Raw genomic sequence first — 17420 nt, 5'->3', positions numbered from 1 at the left:
GTCAGCCGGCCGCCGGAACGGGCTGCGGCGGGGTCGGGCCCACGTAGCGGGCGGCCGGGCGGATGATCTTCGAGTCGGCCGCCTGCTCCAGGACGTTGGCGCTCCAGCCGACCACCCGCGCCACGCAGAAGGTGGGGGTGAACATCTCGCGCGGCAGACCGCACAGCTCCATCACCACCCCTGCGTAGAACTCGACGTTGGTGTGCAGTTCGCGGCCCGGCTTCAGCTCGGCGAGGATCGCCTCGACCCGCTCCTCGACCTCCACGGCGAAGTCGGCCAGCGGCCCGCCGAAACCGCGCGCGACCTCGCGCAGCATGCGGGAGCGCGGGTCCTCGGTCCGGTAGACGGGGTGGCCGAACCCCATGATCCGGTCCCCGGCGCGCACCCGTTCGCGGATCCACGGGTCGATCCGGTCCGCGGTGCCGATCGCGTCGAGGGTGTCCAGGGCGCGGCTGGGCGCCCCGCCGTGCAGCGGGCCGGAGAGCGCTCCGATCGCCCCGGTGAGGCAGGCCACCACGTCCGCCCCGGTGGAGGCGATCACCCGGGCCGTGAAGGTGGAGGCGTTGAAGCCGTGGTCGACGGTGGAGATCAGGTAGCGCTCGACCGCCCGGGCCCTGACCGGGTCCGGTTCCTCGCCGGTGAGCATGTACAGGTAGTTGGCGGCGTACGGCAGGTCCTCGCGCGGCTCCACCGGCTCCAGGCCCCGTCCGAGCCGGTGCAGGGCGGTGAGCAGGGTGGGTACGGCGGCGCAGGCGGCCAGCGCGTCGGCGGCCCGGCGCTCGGGGTCGAGGTCGTACAGCGGGCGGAACCCGGCCGAGGCGCCGAGCAGCGACAGCGCGGTGCGCAGTCCGGCGAGCGGTCCGGAGGCGGCGGTGGACCGGGCGAGGGCGGGCAGCGCCGCCCGTACGTCGCCGGGGAGGCGGCGCAGCGGGGCCAGCTCGGCGGCGAAGGCGGCCCGTTCGGCGGGGCCGGGCAGGGTGCCCCGGAACATCAGGTGCCAGACGTCCTCAAAGCTGCGCCGCTCGGCCAGTTCGACGGCGGAGTACTGGCGGTAGTGGTAGAAGCCCTCGCGGCCCCGGACGTCACCGAGCGCGGTCTCGGTGACGACGACGCCCGCGAGTCCGCGGGGTGCGATGACCTCGGTCTGGCCGGCGGTGGCAGCGGTGGCGTTCACGGTGGTATTCATGAGTCGACCATCCATGCTTGATGGAGTCCTCGTCAATCTTGATTCAATCAACATATGTAGGGTGGACATATGAACGACCGGCTCACCACCCGCGAGGCCGCCGAACTGCTCGGCGTGAAACCGGCGACGGTGTACGCGTACGTCAGCCGCGGCCTGCTCGGCAGCCGCCGCGAGCCGGTCGGCCGGGGCAGCACCTTCGACGCCGCCGAGGTCGCCGCACTGGCCCGGCGGAACCGCCGGGAGGCGGCCGCCCCGTCCGGCGAGCTGTCCGTGCGCACCGCGCTGACGCTCATCGAGCCGGACCGCTACTGGTTCCGCGGGGTGGACGCCGTGGAGCTGGCCGGCCGACACGGCTACGAGGAGGTCGCCGAGTGGCTGTGGACCGGGCGGCTGCAGCTCGGGATCCGCTTCACGGCCCCGCCCGGGCTGCTGGCGGCCGCCCGGCGGGCGGTGGCCGCGTTGCCGGACCACAGCGGGCCGGTGGACCGGCTGCGGGTGGCGACGGCCGCGGCGGCGGTCGCGGACCCGCTGCGGTTCGACCTGTCCGAGGATTCCGTGCTCGGCGCGGCCCGCGGCCTGATCCCGACGCTGGTCGGCGCCCTTCCGATCCTCGGCACCGAGCCGCCGGACGCCGGGGAGGGACCGGCCGGCCTGGCCGCGGAGCTCTGGCCACGGCTCACCGGACTCCACCGTGACCCCGCCGCCGTCGGCGTCCTGGACCTGGCGCTCGCCCTGCTCACCGACCACGACCTGGCCGCCTCCACGCTCGCGGTCCGGGTAGCGGCCTCGGCCCGGGCCCACCCGTACGCCTGCGTCTCGGCCGGACTCGGCGCCCTCGAAGGCCCGCTGCACGGAGGTGCCGGACCGCTGGCGCACCGGATGCTGCTGGACGTGCTGGAGCGCGGCGGGGCCGCCCCCGTCGTCGCGGACCACCTGAGGACCGGCCGCCGGGTGCCGGGCCTCGGGCACCGGCTCTACCAGGGCGAGGACCCCCGCGCCGCCGCCCTGTTCGCCCGGCTCGCCGGACTGGAGCCCGCCGCCCCGGCGCTGGCCGCGGCCCGGGAGGTCGTGGCGGTCACCGCCCGCCAGGGCCGGGGCCTGCACGCCAACGTCGACCTCGCGCTCGCCGTGCTGACCGTGTCCTACGGCATGTCCGCGGAGGCCGGCGAGACCGTGTTCGCGGTGGCCCGCACCGCGGGCTGGATCGCACACGCCCTGGAGGAATACGGCGAACGCCCCCTCCGCATGCGCCCCACCGGCCAGTACACGGGCCCCCGCCCACCCCGCCCCCTCCCCTGAACGCAAGGGGCGCGAGATGCCAGGGGCGCGGGGAACTGCGCGACCGGCCCCCACCCACCCGCAGGCCGGTACGAACGGGGTAGCCCCCGAGCCGGGGCGGAGCCCCGGTTTCGGGAAAGGGCGGGGAGGGGAAACGGCGCCTCCCGCCGGACCGGCGGCACCCGGCGCACCCCGAGCCGGCACGGCCGCACGCCCCGGAGCCGGCGCGGCTACCGTGGACCGCCATGAGCACACGGCGCACCCTCCGCTTCCCCCGGCGCGCGGTCTCCCAGATCCTGCTGACCCAGCTGGCCATCGCCGCCGGGGTCGCCGTGCTGGCCACCGGACTGTTCCTCGCACCGCTCAGCGCCCAGCTGGACGACCAGGCGATGCGCCGCGCCCTCGCCATCGCCCAGAGCACCGCCGCCGACCCTGCCGTCGCAGCCGGCCTGCTGGACTCCGCGGCCACCGAGGACAGCCCCGTGCAGACCGCCGCCGAGCGGATCCGCCGCGCCACCGGCGCCGAGTACGTCGTCGTCCTCGACCGGAACGGCATCCGCCGCTCCCACCCGAGCCCCGACCGGATCGGCCTGCCCGTCTCCACCGACCCGGGCCGGGCCCTGGCCGGCCACGACGTGATGGAGATCGACGAGGGCACCCTGGGCCGCTCGGCCCGCGGCAAGGTGCCGCTGCTCGCCGCCGACGGGGAGATCGTCGGCGCGGTCTCGGTCGGGATCGCCTACGACAGCGTCCGGGACCGGCTGCTCGGCGCCATCCCCGGCCTGCTCGCGCACGCGGGCGGCGCACTCGCCGTCGGCGCGCTGGCCGCCTGGCTGATCTCCCGCCGGATCCATCGACAGACCCGTGACCTGGCCTTCTCCGATATCTCCGGACTGCTGGCGGAACGCGAGGCCATGCTCCATTCGATCCGCGAGGGCGTGGTCGCCCTCGACCCCGCCGGCCGCGTCCGGCTGGTCAACGACGAGGCGGCCCGGCTGCTCGGCCTCGACCCCGACGCCCTGACCGGACGCCCGGTCGCGGACGTGCTCGGCCCCGGCCGCACCGCCGACGTGCTGTCCGGCCGGGTCACCGGCCACGACCTGGTCGCCGTACGCGGCCCCCGGGTGCTGGTGGCGAACCGGATGCCCACCGAGGACGGCGGTGCCGTCGCCACCCTGCGCGACCGCACCGAACTGGAGCACCTGAGCCGCGAGCTCGACTCCACCCGCGGCCTGATCGACGCCCTGCGCGCCCAGGACCACGAGCACGCCAACCGGCTGCACACCCTCGTCGGACTCCTGGAACTCGGGCTGTACGAGGAGGCGGTGCAGTACGTCACCGAGGTGGCCGGGGTGCACCGGAGCACCGCCGAAGAGGTCACCGAGAAGGTCCGGGACCCGCTGCTGGCCGCCCTCCTGGTGGGCAAGGCCACGGTCGCCGCCGAGCGCGGGGTGGCCCTGCGGCTGGCCGGTTCCACCCTCCTGCCGGACCGGCTGGCGGACCCGGGCGGCCTCGTCACCATCCTCGGGAACCTGGTGGACAACGCCCTGGACGCGGCGGCCGGATCGGAGGGCGCCCGGGTCGAGGTGGAGCTCCGCGCGGAGGGCCGCACCGCCGTCCTGCGGGTGCGCGACAGCGGGCCGGGGGTTCCCGCCGCGCGCCGTGAGGAGATCTTCACCGAAGGCTGGTCCACCAAGCAGCCCCGGGCCCACCGGGAGCGCGGTCTGGGGCTGGCGCTGGTCCGCCGGCTGGCGGAGCGGCAGGGCGGCAGCGCCCGGGCCGGCGAGGCCGCGGACGGCGGGGCGGAGTTCTCCGTGGTGCTCCCGGAGGCCCTGAGATGACCGGCGGCACGGGCGGAGCGACGCACGCCGGGCCGATCCGGGTCCTGGTCGTGGACGACGACGTGCACGTCGCCCGCATCAACGCGGCCTACGTCGCACGGGTCGCCGGCTTCACCGTGTCCGGGCAGGCGCATTCCGCGGCCGACGCCATGGAGTTCCTGGGCGGGCACCCGGTGGACCTGGTGCTGCTGGACCACTACCTGCCGGACGGGACCGGCCTGGACCTCGTACGCCGGCTGCGTCAGCTCGGCCGGCAGACCGACGTGATCATGGTGACCGCGGCCCGGGACCTGGCCACCGTCCAGTCGGCCATGCGGCTCGGCGCCCTCCAGTACCTGGTCAAGCCGTTCACCTTCGCCGGGCTGCGCGCCAAGCTGGAGGCGTACGCGGCCCTGCGGCGCACCCTGGACGGGGGCGGCGAGGCCGAACAGGCAGAGGTCGACCGGATCTTCGGGACCCTGGCCGGCGCCGCCGGACCGGTGGACCTCCCCAAGGGCCACTCCCCCACCACCGCCGAACTGGTCCGGCAGGTGCTCCGTACGGCCGACGGCCCGCTCTCCACCCAGCAGATCGCCGACCGGGCCGGGATCAGCCGGCAGACCGCCCAGCGCTACCTCAAGCTCCTGGACCGCGCGGGCCGGGTCCGGCTCACCCTCCGCTACGGAGAGACGGGCCGCCCCGAACACCGCTACGCCTGGATCCCGGCCGGCTGAGGCCCGCGCCGGGCACACCACTCACACCGGGCACACCGACCATACGACTCACACCGCCCCCGCCCCCGTCAGCGCGCGGACCTCCGTCTCCGCGTACTTCACCGGGTCCGGGGCCTCGCGCGAGGTCACGGTGCCGAGCCAGCCCGTCAGGAAGCCCAGCGGGACCGAGACGATGCCCGGGTTCTGCAGCGGGAAGACCTGGAAGTCCACACCGGGGAACAGGGCGCCCGGGCTGCCCGAGACCACCGGCGAGACCAGCACCAGCAGGACGGCCGGGACCAGTCCGCCGTAGACCGACCACACCGCGCCCCGCGTGGTGAACCGGCTCCAGAACAGCGAGTACAGCAGCACCGGCAGGTTGGCCGAGGCCGCCACGGCGAAGGCCAGCCCGACCAGGAAGGCCACGTTGAGGTCCTGGGCCAGCAGCCCCAGGCCGATCGCCACCGCCCCGATGCCGGCCGCGGCCAGCCGGGCCACCGCCACCTCGCTGCGCTGCTTGGCGTGCCGCCGGCGCAGGGAGGCGTACAGGTCGTGGGCCACCGAGGCGGAGGAGGCCAGGGTGATGCCCGCGACCACGGCGAGGATCGTCGCGAACGCGATCGCGGCCACCAGGGCGAACAGCACGGCGCCCCCGGTGGACTCGGCCCCGCCGCCCAGGAAGGCCGCGAGCAGCGGTACGGCGGTGTTCCCCGAGGCGTTGGACTCCCGCACGGCGTCCGGGCCGATCAGGGCGGCCGCCCCGAAGCCCAGCACGATGGTCATCAGGTAGAAACCGCCGATGAGGGCGATCGCCCAGACCACCGAGCGGCGGGCCGCGCGGGCGGTCGGCACGGTGTAGAAGCGGGACAGGATGTGCGGCAGGCCGGCGGTGCCGAGCACCAGGGCCAGCCCGAGGCTGATGAAGTCGAAGCGCGCCGTCCAGTCGCCGCCGTAGCGCAGGCCCGGCCCGAGGAAGGCCGCGCCGTGTCCGCTGCGGTCGGCGGCCCCGGCCAGCAGGCGGCCGAAGTCGCCGTGGAAGCGGAGCAGGACCAGCACGGTGAGGGCGATCGCGCCGCCCATCAGCAGCACGGCCTTGACGATCTGGATCCAGGTGGTGGCGCGCATGCCGCCGAAGGACACGTAGAACACCATCAGGGCGCCGACGCCGATCACCGTCCAGGTGCGGGCGGCCGCACCGCTGCTGCCGAGCAGCAGGCCGACCAGGCTGCCCGCGCCGACCATCTGCGCGACCAGGTAGAGCACGGAGACGGTGACGGAGGAGGCTCCGGCGGCGATCCGGACCGGCCGTTCGCTCATCCGCGCGGCGACCACGTCTGCGAGGGTGAACCGGCCGCAGTTGCGGACCAGTTCGGCGACCAGGAAGAGGACCACCAGCCAGGCGACGAGGAAGCCCACCGAGTACAGCATGCCGTCGTAGCCGAACAGCGCGATCAGGCCGGAGATGCCCAGGAAGGAGGCGGCCGACATGTAGTCGCCCGCGATGGCGAAACCGTTCTCCAGGGGGGAGAACAGCCGGCCGCCCGCGTAGAACTCCTCCGCCGAGCCCTGCCGGTGGCGGCTGACCCAGGTGGTGATGCCCAGGGTGACGGCGATGAAGAGGCTGAACAGGACCAGGGCGAGGGTCTGGTGCTCGGCGGTCACCGGCCGGCTCCTCGGGCGTGCTCCTCGTCGAACACCGTCCACCGCAGGTCGAGCGCGGCGCGGTCCCGGCGCAGCCGGGCGTGCCGGGCATAGGCCCAGGTCAGCAGGAAGGTGCTGAGGAACTGGCCGAGTCCGGCCAGCAGCGCCACGTTGACCGTGCCGAACACCGGACGCGCCATCAGGCCGGGTGCGGCGGTGGCGGCGACCACGTAGGCGACGTACCAGAGCAGGAAGGCCGCGGTCGCGGGGACCACGAAGCGGCGGTACCGGAGGCGGACCTCCTGGAAGGCGGGGCTGCGCTGCACCTCCAGGTAGATGTCGGCCGCCGTCCGGGCCGGCTGCTCCCCGGTCGGGTCCGGGCCCGGGCCGGACTCCCCGCCCGTGCGCCCGATCTCGTCGCCGCCCTCGTCGCCCCAGCCGGTGGCCGGCGCGTCGTACCAGGGGTCGTCGAGCCGGATCGTTCCGGCATCGCGACCGTCGTCCTTGTCCACCGAGCTCTCCCTTGCCCGCGGCCGCTGTGGCCGAGTGCCCCAAGGATGGACGGAAGGACTCATTCCGGACTGGGGTATCGAAGGGCTTCACTCCATCAGGTGATGGAGCGAAGCCCTCCGGAGCGGGTCAGGCGTCGATGCGCGAACGGTCCAGGGTGGCCGCCGAGCTGGTGATGAACTCCTTGCGGGGGGCGACCTCGTTGCCCATGAGCAGGTCGAACACCTGCTCAGACGCCTCCAGGTCGCCGATGTTGATCCGGCGCAGGGTGCGGTGCCGCGGGTCCATGGTGGTCTCCGCGAGCTGGTCGGCGTCCATCTCGCCGAGGCCCTTGTACCGCTGGATGGAGTCCTTGTAGCGGATCCCCTTGCGCTGGTACTCCAGCAGCGTCTGGCGGAGCTCGTTGTCCGAGTACGTGTACACGTACTTGTCCTGGCCCTTCTTGGGCTGGACCAGCTCGATCCGGTGCAGCGGCGGTACGGCGGCGAACACGCGGCCGGCCTCGACCATCGGCCGCATGTACCGCTGGAAGAGGGTCAGCAGCAGGGTGCGGATGTGCGAGCCGTCCACGTCGGCGTCCGTCATCATGATGACCTTGCCGTAGCGGGCCTGGTCGATGTCGAAGGTGCGGCCCGAGCCGGCCCCTATGACCTGGATGATCGCCCCGCACTCGGCGTTCTTGAGCATGTCCGAGACCGAGGACTTCTGGACGTTGAGGATCTTGCCGCGGATCGGCAGCAGGGCCTGGAACTCGGAGTTCCGGGCGAGCTTGGCGGTACCGAGGGCGGAATCCCCCTCGACGATGAAGAGCTCGCTGCGCTCGACGTCGTCGCTGCGGCAGTCGGCCAGCTTGGCGGGCAGCGAGGAGGTCTCCAGGGCCGTCTTCCGACGCTGGGCCTCCTTGTGCTGGCGGGCCGCGATACGGGTCCGGGCGGCCGCGACGATCTTCTCCATCACGGCGCGGGCCTGCTGCTTGTCGTCCCGCTTGGTGGAGGTGAGGAACGCCTTCAGCTCCCGGGCCACCACCTGGCCGACGATCCGGGCGGCCGCCGAGGTGCCGAGCACCTCCTTGGTCTGGCCCTCGAACTGCGGCTCGGCCAGCCGGACGGTCACGACCGCGGTCATGCCCTCCATGGCGTCGTCCTTGACGACGTCGTCCTCGGCGACGCGGAGCAGCTTGGCGGAGCGGAGCACCTCGTTCACCGTCTTGGCGACCGAGCGCTCGAATCCGGACACGTGGGTGCCGCCCTTGGGGGTGGCGATGATGTTGACGAAGGACTTCAGCTGGGTCTCGTACCCGGTGCCCCAGCGCAGGGCGATGTCCACGGCGAGCTCGCGGGTGACCTCGGTGGGGGTCATGTGGCCGCGGTCGTCCAGGACCGGGACGGTCTCCTTGAAGGTGCCCTGGCCGGTCAGCCGCAGCACGTCGCAGACGGCCTTGTCCTGGGCCAGGAACTCGCAGAACTCGCTGATGCCGCCGTCGAAGCGGAACGTCTCCTCGGTCTTGCCGGCCCCGTCGATGCCGCGCTCGTCGCGGACCACCAGGGTCAGGCCGGGCACCAGGAAGGCGGTCTGCCGGGCGCGCTGGTAGAGCGTCTCCAGGGAGAGCCGGGCGTCCTTGAGGAAGATCTGCCGGTCGGCCCAGTAACGGACCCGGGTGCCGGTGCGGCCCTTGGGGACGCGCTTGATCTTCTGCAGGCCGTTGCCCGGGTCGAACGGGCTGTCCGGGCCCTGCTCGGTGAAGATGCCGGGGACGCCGCGGCGGAAGCTGATCGCGTGGGTGGAGCTGTTGCGGTCGACCTCGACGTCGAGACGGGCCGAGAGGGCGTTCACGACGGAGGCACCCACGCCGTGGAGACCGCCGGAGGCGGCGTAGGAGCCGCCGCCGAACTTGCCGCCGGCATGCAGCTTGGTCATGACGACCTCGACACCGGAGAGGCCGGTCTTGGGCTCGACGTCGACCGGAATGCCCCGGCCGTTGTCCCGGACCTCCACCGAGCCGTCGTCGTGCAGCACGACCTCGATGTGGTCGCAGAAGCCGCCCAGGGCCTCGTCGACGGAATTGTCGATGATCTCCCAGAGGCAGTGCATCAGGCCGCGGCTGTCGGTGGAACCGATGTACATTCCGGGGCGCTTGCGGACGGCCTCGAGACCTTCGAGGACGAGCAGGTGCCGCGCGGTGTAGTTGGAGCCGTCCCGGTCCGCTCCGGTCAGCAGCGCGTTGGAAGGCACGGACGTGTCGGCGGTCACGCAGTTCGCTCCTCGCTGAATTTCTTTTCCGGCCCGTTCGGGCCCAGGGTTGGCTCGTTGCCCGTCAGAGGGTACCGATGCCTGGTAGAGCCGGTGCAACGCCACCCTCGCGGTTCATCAGCCTAATGCAGAACCGTACGGATGTTCGATCCCCCGATGGGGTGAAGCAAACATCACGTTCCCTTCCGCGCATGAACCATTTAGGGTTCGGGCACGTCCTCATGAACAACCGGCACTCCCGCCGGGGAGGACGAGACCCCATGCGACGACGACAAGCAACGACAAACAACGCGAAACCGTAAAGCAACGCAATACGGCTCCTTCGCCGCCAACCGGCAGCAGCCGGCCAGCTTCGGAAGGAAGTTTCGAGGAAAAGCCGCGAGCGGGAACGTTTTCGGCCTGGTTGGATGTTGACCCTGGTACGACAGCTCGTCGAGCTAGAGAAGAGGCGACGTGACTACTGTTCTGACCCCCGCGACCCCGCTGACGGCCGCTGACCGATGCGACCGTTGCGGCGCCCAGGCATATCTGCGCGTCGTCCTGATGAGCGGCGGTGAACTGCTCTTCTGCGCCCACCACGGACGCAAGTTCGAGCCGGAACTCAGGAAGATCGCCGCGGACATACAGGATGAGACTGAGCGGCTCACGGCCGTTCCGGCCAATGCCGACACCGAGGAACGCTGAGCGCTGACCCCTCGCATCCCGACGAGCCAGGACCGGCCAGGCCGGTCGACGGGCGGTACCCCTGAGATCCAGGGGGCACCGCCCGTCCTCATTTCCACCCGCGACGGGTCGCGTGCCGCCGACCGCGCCCTCAGCCGGCCACGAAGCCGGCCAACGGCGCGATCTTGGTGTAGACCCCGGGACTGTCCGCGCGGCCGCAGCCGCGCCCCCAGGACACCAGGCCGATGAGCCGGCCCCCGGCCACCAGCGGACCGCCGCTGTCGCCCTGGCAGGCGTCCTTGCCGCCCGCCTTGTCCCCCGCGCACACCATGGAGTCCTCCAGGTACCGTCCGTCCGCGTCGCCGGGGTATGCCTCCCGGCAGACCTCGTCGGCGAGCACGGTCACCTCGGAGACGCGGAGCCCGTACGCATAGTCACCAAACCCCGTGGTGTCGCCCCACCCGTACACCGAGGCCGCGGCTCCCGCGGCGTAGCCGGGGTCGCCGGCCCCGGCCAGCGGCAGCACACGGTCCACCGGCACGGCCTCTTCGAGCTCCAGGACGGCCAGGTCCCCCGCGTTCGTCACCGCGTCGTACGCCGGGTTCACCCGGGCCCCGCGCACCGCTATCTCCCGGCCCTCGGTGGCCCGCAGCTCGGTCCGCCCGGTGATCACCCGCAGATCGCGCACGGATTCGACGGGGCCGCCCAGCACCTGGCGGCCCAGGCAGTGCGCCGCAGTCAGCACCTTGGTCGGCCCCACGATCACACCCCCGCAGAACTGGCCCGCCCGCGTACCCCCGAACCGGTCACGGCTGGACAGGGCGACCACCCAGGGACTGTCGGCGACCATGGTCGGCCTGCCTCCGATCACCACCCCGTCCGCGGCGGCCCGCGGCGCCTGGGCCAGTGGTATGGCGGCCGCTCCTGCCGCCAGGGTCAGTGCGCCCGTCAGAACACGGGCGATGGGACGACGCATGAGGCCTCCTGACTCTGGGTGGATGTGACTCCACCCAGAGTGGAATGCCCGGTGGCCGTGCGCACCCGCGCGGCCACCGGCGTACGCCCCCTCCGGCGTCCTCGGACCCGGACGGGCGGGACCTCAGTCGAGGTAGTCGCGCAGCACCTGCGAACGCGACGGGTGGCGCAGCTTCGACATGGTCTTGGACTCGATCTGGCGGATCCGCTCACGGGTGACCCCGTAGACCTTGCCGATCTCGTCCAGCGTCTTGGGCTGCCCGTCGGTGAGGCCGAAGCGCATGGAGACCACGCCCGCCTCGCGCTCGCTCAGGGTGTCCAGCACGGAGTGCAGCTGTTCCTGCAGAAGCGTGAAGGAGACGGCGTCGGCGGGCACGACCGCCTCGGAGTCCTCGATCAGGTCACCGAACTCGCTGTCGCCGTCCTCGCCCAGCGGGGTGTGCAGGGAGATGGGCTCGCGGCCGTACTTCTGGACCTCGATGACCTTCTCGGGGGTCATGTCGAGTTCCTTGGCCAGCTCCTCCGGGGTGGGCTCGCGGCCGAGGTCCTGGAGCATCTGGCGCTGGACGCGGGCGAGCTTGTTGATCACTTCGACCATGTGCACCGGGATGCGGATGGTGCGGGCCTGGTCGGCCATGGCGCGGGTGATCGCCTGCCGGATCCACCAGGTGGCGTAGGTGGAGAACTTGTAGCCCTTGGTGTAGTCGAACTTCTCGACGGCGCGGATCAGGCCCAGGTTGCCTTCCTGGATCAGGTCCAGGAAGAGCATGCCGCGGCCGGTGTAGCGCTTGGCCAGGGAGACCACGAGGCGGAGGTTGGCCTCCAGCAGGTGGTTCTTGGCGCGGCGGCCGTCCTCGGCGATGATCTCCAGTTCGCGCTTGAGCTTGGGCGCCAGCTTGTCGGAGTTGGCCAGCTTGTCCTCGGCGAACAGGCCCGCCTCGATCCGCTTGGCGAGTTCGACCTCCTGCTCGGCGTTGAGCAGGGGGACCTTGCCGATCTGCTTGAGGTAGTCCTTGACCGGGTCGGCGGTGGCGCCGGCCACGGCGACCTGCTGGGCGGGGGCGTCGTCCTCGTCATCGTCGGACAGGACGAATCCCTTGGCCTCGCCGGTCTCTTCCTCTTCCTCGCCCCCCTTGCCCGCGGCGGCGTCCTCCAGCGGCTCTTCGTCGGTGGGCTCGTCGGCGGTCTTCGCGGCCGCCGTCTTCTTCGCCGCGGTCTTCTTGGCGGTCGTCTTCTTGGCGGGGGCGGCCTTCTTGGCAGCCGTCTTCTTCGCCGCGGCCTTCTTCACGGGCGCGGTCTCGGTTCCGGGCTCGTCCGCCGTCGCTTCGGCGGCGGCGTCCGGGGCCGCGGGCGTCTCCTCCGGGGCGGCGGCCGGGGCGGCGCTCGTCCTGCCCGCGACGGTCTTGGTCGCCGTCCGCTTGGCCGGAGCCTTCGCTGCGACGCTCTTGCGGCTGCGCTTGGGGGACTCCGCGGCACTGACCATCAGCGTCACACCCTCTTCCTCAAGGATCTGGTTGAGGCTGCGGAGAACATTCTTCCACTGGGTCTGCGGAATCTGGTCAGCCTCGAAGGCCCGACGCACGTCATCGCCGGCGATCTGCCCCTCGGCCTTGCCCCGCTCGATGAGCGCCATCACAGACTCGGACTCGGCGATCTCCGGCGGGAGCGTACGGGATGTGCTGGCCGACACGAACAACCTCTCGGAACGATGGAAACGGCTTCCGACCCCGGTCAGGTGCTGGACCGGAGCCGACGACCACCGACGGGGATGGGCCGGCGGCGCGGGCAGCGGCCTGGGAGCTGCACAGCACCCGGTCCGGCTGCTGTCTTCCCTCCGTCGGCCATCACCTCTTAGGTCATCGCACGACCTCGCAGAGCGTTACGCCCAATATTCGTGGCCCGAATCACATCACCTTCACACCGGGCTGTCCCGATACGTTCCTGCCGGGCTCTTGGGGGGTGCCGGACGGCCCAGCCGCCGGACCCTCCGGGCCCGGCGACCACCCGCTCCGCCCCCCGCGAGCCCCCGCGCGCACGGGCGCTCAGTGCTCGCGCGGGGCGGGAACCACACGCTCGACCTCCGGCTGCACCGTCAGCAGCTGGCGTACGGCGTTCTCGGCACCGGCGCCGTCACCGGTGGCCAGGGCTTCGACGATCCGTGCGTGGTGTGCGACACAGGTCTCGCTCCGGCGGTCACAGGCTGTGACCGGGCTGCCGGAGACCTGGAGGGCGGCGGAGACGATGCCGGCGAGGTGCTCCAGCATCCGGTTGCCGGCGACCTGGATGAGCAGGGCGTGGAACTCGTTGTCGGCGCGGGAGAAGGTGATCGCGTCGCCCTGGGCGAGGGCGTGGCCCATGATCTCGACCATGTCGGACATCCGCTGCTGGATGTCCTGGCGGCCGTGACCGGCGGCGAGGCGGGCGGCCAGCGGCTCGATGGTCCAGCGGAGCTCGTTGAGCTCGCGGCGCTGGTCGTCGCGCTGGGGGCCAAAGGCCCGCCACTCGATGATGTCGGGATCGAGCAGGTTCCAGTCGCTGACCGGGCGGACCCGGGTGCCCACGTTGGGGCGGGCGCTGACGAGGCCCTTGGCCTCCAGCACCCGCAGGGACTCGCGGACGACCGTGCGGGAGACCTCGAAGCGCTGGCCGATCTCCTCGGGGACCAGCGGGCGGTCCGCACCGAGGTCGCCGGAGACGATCATCTGACCGAGCTGCTGGACGAGTTGGCCGTGCAGTCCGCGGCCGCGGCTGCCGGCCGCGCGCCGGCCGACCCGGCTCAGCTCGACGTCGGAGCCGTCCCAGTGGGGCGCGCCGACGCGGTCGGCGCCGGGGGCCTCCGCGTAGGGGTAGCGGTCGAGTTCGCCCGGGCCGGCGAGACCGGTCTCGGCGTGGCGGGCGGTGGTCATCATGGTGTGCGCAAGGGTACTCACGCATCCTTTGTCGGCCGTGCTCGAAGGCCCCTTGAGGTCTTTGGTGAAAAGCACACGAAAGGGTGATCAGCGCCACCTCCTCAATTGACGCCTTATCGTAAGGAACCGATCATCGCCGGATCACCAGCGGACGCGCCCGCGCAGACCGGTGAATCCATAGGCGCAGAGCAGCACCGCCAGGGACAACACCAGTGCGGTTCCGACGGGTTGGGTCATCACCCGCAGCGCCCCCAGGACCAGCCGGTCGGCCTCGGGCGGCCACTGCGCGAGGGTCAGGCCGCGCAGTCGGGCGGCGATCCCGGACGCCGGGTGGGCGGACGGCCCGGCCAGCGCCTTGCTCACGAGCGGGACGACGAGCAGCGGGACGGCGAGTACGGCGCCCAGCCCGGCCGCGGCCGAGCGGAACACCCCGGAGGCGAGCACCCCGGCCCAGGCGCAGCCGACCAGCAGCCCGGCCCAGCTCGCGGCGGGCGCGAGCCATTCCGCGGGGGACCGCAGCAGGCCGTGGTCGAACACCAGCCTGAGCGCGGCCGCGTCGGCGGCCACGGCGAGCCCGCCCAGCACCAGCGCGAGGACCGCGGCGACACCGAGCTTGGCGAGGAGCAGGCCCATCCGGCGCGGGGCGGTGCCCCGGTCGGCGGCCAGCGCCGGGTATTTGTACTCCTCGCCGAACGCCAGTGCGCCGAGGAGTCCGGCTCCGAGCGCGGCCGGGGGCAGCGGGAGCTTCTCCGGCCAGGCGGCGAGCAGCCGGTTCTGCGGGGTGTGCCCGGCGCGGGCCAGGAGCAGGGCGGTGAGCACGGAGGCCACGAGCACGGAGGCGGCGGTGAGCACGGGGGTGGCGGTGCCGAAGACGCGGCGCAGCTCGTAGCGGAGCGGGCGGAGCGGTCCGCCGATCCGGCGCACGGCCGAAGCCGGCCGACCGGAGGCCGCCGCCCGGACGCCGCCGGCCGTCGCGGCCGGAGCCGCGCCGGTGCCGGCGTCACCGGCCCGGTCGGCCCGGGCGGCACGGGCGGCGTGGTCAGCATGGGCGGCGTGGTCGGGCTGTCGGGTCTGGTGGGTCTGGTGGGTCTGGGCCGGGATGCCGACGTCTCCCGACTCGTCGGCGAGCTGGTGCACCAGCACCCCGTGCCGGAAGGCCGTCTCGCCGATCTCGGCACAGGTGCTGCCGTAGACGGAGAGCCGGTTGCCGCTCTCCTCGACGATCTCCACCGTGCGCTGCCCCTCGCGGGCCTCGCGTCCCAGTACGTCGGCCAGCCGGGCGGCGTGCGGACTGCGCACGGCAACCCTGGGGCGCATCCGGGTCCGGGCGAACCCCGCGGCGTCCTGGTCGGCGACCAGCCTCCCGGCCTCGATGGCGACCACCCGGTCGGCGGCGCGGGCGGCCTCCTTGGGGTCGTCGGTGGTGAACAGCACGGCACCGCCGAGGGCCGCGTGGCCACGCAGGAGTCCGTGCAGCCAGTTCTGCTCACGGGGCGACAGCCCGGCGGAGGGCTCGTCCAGCAGCAGGGTGCACGGGTCGGCGAGCAGGGCCGCGGCCAGGCCCAGCCGCCGGTCCATGCCCAGGGAAAGGGATCCGAGCCGGTGGTCGCGCAGGCCGGCGATCCCGACGACTTCGAGCATGGCGTCCGCCCGGGAGGCGGGGACGCCGACCGCCGCACAGAGCATCCGCAGCTGGCTGCGCACGGTGCGGGCGGGATTCCCGGGGACGTCGCCGAGGAGCACGCCGACCTCGCGCGCCGGATGCGGGATCCGGTGGAGCGGTCTGCCGCGGAAGTAGGTGACGCCGCGCCCGGGTTCGAGTTCGAGCATCAGTCGGAGGGTTGTGGTCCGGCCCGAGCCGGGCGCGCCGAGGAGCGCGGTCACCTGCCCCGGGCAGGCCTCGAAGGTGAGGCCGTCCACGGCGGGCGGGTGGTCCCGGCGGGGTGCACTGGTGAGTCCGATCGCCTGGAGCATCGCTGTCTCTCGCGGGGGGTGGGACCGCTCGGCGGCCGTGTGAGTACCGCCATCAAGATAACGCGATATGTCCGATTTTCGGCGCAACCGGCCCGGATCGGCCGGGCTTGGTGTCGGACCGTCAGACTTCCGGCCGCAGCATCGGCGGGTTGAGCAGGGTGGCCCCGCCGGCCCGGAACAGCTGGGCGGGGCGGCCGCCCTGACGGGTGGTCGTACCGCCGGCCGGCACCAGGAACCCGGGGGTCCCGGTCACCTTGCGGTGGAAGTTGCGCGGATCGAGCGCCACGCCCCACACCGCCTCGTACACCCGGCGCAGCTCGCCGACGGTGAACTCCGGCGGGCAGAAGGCGGTGGCGAGCGAGGAGTACTCGATCTTCGAGCGGGCCCGCTCGACGCCGTCCGCGAGGATGCGGTCGTGGTCGAAGGCGAGGCGGGACGCCTCCCCCTCGGGAACGAGGAGCTCGTCGACGGGCGCCCACCGGGCGCTGTTGGCGTCGCCTCCGGCACGGGGGGCGGGCAGGTCGGGGGCGAGCACCAGGTGGGCGACGCTGACCACGCGCATCCGCGGGTCGCGGTCGGGGGCTCCGTAGGTGGCGAGCTGTTCGAGGTGGGCGCCGTTGTCCGCGTCGGGCTGGGCGGGATCGTGGGCGCACAGCCCGGTCTCCTCGGCGAGTTCCCTGGCCGCGGCCGCGGCCAGGTCCTCTTCCCCGCGCACGAATCCTCCGGGCAGCGCCCAGCGCCCCTGGAACGGCTGCTCACCCCGCTTGACCACGAGCGCGCACAGCGCGTGGCGCCGCACGGTGAGCACGACCAGGTCGACGGTAACGGCGAAGGGCGGGAAGGCCGACGGGTCGTAGGGCGACATGCCGCGATCATAGTCGTCTTCCTGACGATAATCAGCGCTTTGGTGATCCCGAAAGCGATCCCCCTCCGGGACGGGTTTCGCGGGCCCGGATGAGGCACGGTCCGGTGGATCACCCCGGACGACCGGCGTCGTCCGTGCCGTCGATCGCCGGACCGGGTGGGCTGTGGCGGGGGCCCGGGCAGGCCGTCACGGGGCCCGGGTCGGCTGCGGCAGGCCGGAGTCGGCTGTCGCGTGGCCCGGGTCGGCCGTCACAGGGCCCGGGTGGGCCGTCTCAGGGCCCGGGCAGGCCGTCACGGGACCCGGGTGGGCCGTCACAGGAACCGGGCAGGCCGTCACGGGACCCGGGTGGGCCGTCACAGGACAGGAACCGGGCAGGCCGTCACGGGACCCGGGTGGGCCGTCACAGGACAGGAACCGGGCAGGCCGTCACGGGACCCGGGTGGGCCGTTACGGGACCCGGGTGGGCCGTCACAGGACCCGGGTGGGCCGTCACGGGGCCCGGGTGGGCCGTCACGGGGCCCGGGTGGGCCGTTACGGGGCCCGGGTGGGCGTCGGTGTCCTGTGGGGCTCTTCCCGTGGTGAGCGGGGGGCGGTGGCGGAAGGCGGCGGGCGCCGGTGTCGGGCCGGGCCCACCTG

The 17420-nt window shown here is 73.1% G+C and carries 13 protein-coding genes; 4 read left to right on the top strand and 9 right to left on the bottom strand.

Features of this window, described 5'->3' with window-relative positions:
* Nucleotide 1: 1 nt before the first annotated feature.
* On the bottom strand, nucleotides 2-1186 hold the full coding sequence (locus AB0O36_RS00460; protein ID WP_365101879.1) for a citrate synthase/methylcitrate synthase: 1185 nt from the start codon (nucleotides 1184-1186) through the stop codon (nucleotides 2-4).
* Between the two features lie 69 nt (nucleotides 1187-1255).
* Between AB0O36_RS00460 and AB0O36_RS00455 the strand changes: the two genes are divergently transcribed.
* The 3 genes from AB0O36_RS00455 to AB0O36_RS00445 all read left to right on the top strand — a co-directional run bounded on the left by AB0O36_RS00455 (nucleotide 1256) and on the right by AB0O36_RS00445 (nucleotide 5018).
* On the top strand, nucleotides 1256-2485 hold the full coding sequence (locus AB0O36_RS00455; protein ID WP_365101876.1) for a citrate synthase: 1230 nt from the start codon (nucleotides 1256-1258) through the stop codon (nucleotides 2483-2485).
* Between the two features lie 224 nt (nucleotides 2486-2709).
* Nucleotides 2710-4305: a sensor histidine kinase gene (locus AB0O36_RS00450; RefSeq protein ID WP_365101873.1), complete on the top strand. Its 1596-nt coding sequence runs from the start codon at nucleotides 2710-2712 to the stop codon at nucleotides 4303-4305.
* Nucleotides 4302-5018, top strand: a complete 717-nt coding sequence (locus AB0O36_RS00445; protein WP_365101870.1) for a response regulator — start codon at nucleotides 4302-4304, stop codon at nucleotides 5016-5018. Before AB0O36_RS00450 ends, AB0O36_RS00445 begins: the two co-directional genes overlap by 4 nt.
* 48 nt (nucleotides 5019-5066) lie before the next feature.
* Here AB0O36_RS00445 and AB0O36_RS00440 read toward each other — a convergent pair whose 3' ends face one another.
* The 3 genes from AB0O36_RS00440 to AB0O36_RS00430 all read right to left on the bottom strand — a co-directional run bounded on the left by AB0O36_RS00440 (nucleotide 5067) and on the right by AB0O36_RS00430 (nucleotide 9398).
* On the bottom strand, nucleotides 5067-6659 hold the full coding sequence (locus tag AB0O36_RS00440; RefSeq protein ID WP_365101867.1) for a cation acetate symporter: 1593 nt from the start codon (nucleotides 6657-6659) through the stop codon (nucleotides 5067-5069).
* Nucleotides 6656-7150, bottom strand: a complete 495-nt coding sequence (locus tag AB0O36_RS00435; protein WP_365101865.1) for a DUF485 domain-containing protein — start codon at nucleotides 7148-7150, stop codon at nucleotides 6656-6658. The genes AB0O36_RS00440 and AB0O36_RS00435 overlap by 4 nt, the downstream gene beginning before the upstream one ends.
* Nucleotides 7151-7277: 127 nt before the next feature.
* Nucleotides 7278-9398, bottom strand: a complete 2121-nt coding sequence (locus AB0O36_RS00430) for a DNA topoisomerase IV subunit B (protein ID WP_365101862.1) — start codon at nucleotides 9396-9398, stop codon at nucleotides 7278-7280.
* A 453-nt stretch (nucleotides 9399-9851) separates the two neighbouring features.
* Here AB0O36_RS00430 and AB0O36_RS00425 point away from each other — a divergent pair, with 453 nt between their 5' ends.
* Nucleotides 9852-10082: a hypothetical protein gene (locus AB0O36_RS00425; RefSeq protein WP_365101860.1), complete on the top strand. Its 231-nt coding sequence runs from the start codon at nucleotides 9852-9854 to the stop codon at nucleotides 10080-10082.
* Between the two features lie 130 nt (nucleotides 10083-10212).
* Here the strand turns inward: AB0O36_RS00425 and AB0O36_RS00420 are convergent, their stop codons facing one another.
* The 5 genes from AB0O36_RS00420 to AB0O36_RS00400 form a co-directional block, all read right to left on the bottom strand.
* The gene (locus tag AB0O36_RS00420; protein ID WP_365101858.1) at nucleotides 10213-11037 is read right to left on the bottom strand and encodes a serine protease; all 825 of its coding nucleotides are present in this window, start codon (nucleotides 11035-11037) and stop codon (nucleotides 10213-10215) included.
* A 123-nt stretch (nucleotides 11038-11160) separates the two neighbouring features.
* Entirely contained in the window at nucleotides 11161-12726 is a 1566-nt protein-coding gene (locus AB0O36_RS00415; protein WP_365101855.1) for an RNA polymerase sigma factor, read from the bottom strand.
* Between the two features lie 352 nt (nucleotides 12727-13078).
* A complete protein-coding gene (locus AB0O36_RS00410) occupies nucleotides 13079-13966 on the bottom strand; it encodes a FadR/GntR family transcriptional regulator (protein ID WP_365101853.1) in 888 nt (295 codons plus the stop codon).
* A gap of 120 nt (nucleotides 13967-14086) precedes the next feature.
* Nucleotides 14087-15919, bottom strand: a complete 1833-nt coding sequence (locus AB0O36_RS00405) for an ATP-binding cassette domain-containing protein (RefSeq protein ID WP_365101851.1) — start codon at nucleotides 15917-15919, stop codon at nucleotides 14087-14089.
* Between the two features lie 121 nt (nucleotides 15920-16040).
* A complete protein-coding gene (locus tag AB0O36_RS00400) occupies nucleotides 16041-16784 on the bottom strand; it encodes an NUDIX domain-containing protein (protein ID WP_365101849.1) in 744 nt (247 codons plus the stop codon).
* Nucleotides 16785-17420 lie beyond the last annotated feature (636 nt).

Source organism: Streptomyces sp. NPDC089799, from assembly GCF_040684755.1.
Classification (GTDB): Bacteria; Actinomycetota; Actinomycetes; order Streptomycetales; family Streptomycetaceae; genus Streptomyces.
The sequence above is the reverse complement of the archived record's forward strand: the minus strand, read 5'-3'. Positions and strand labels throughout refer to the sequence as shown.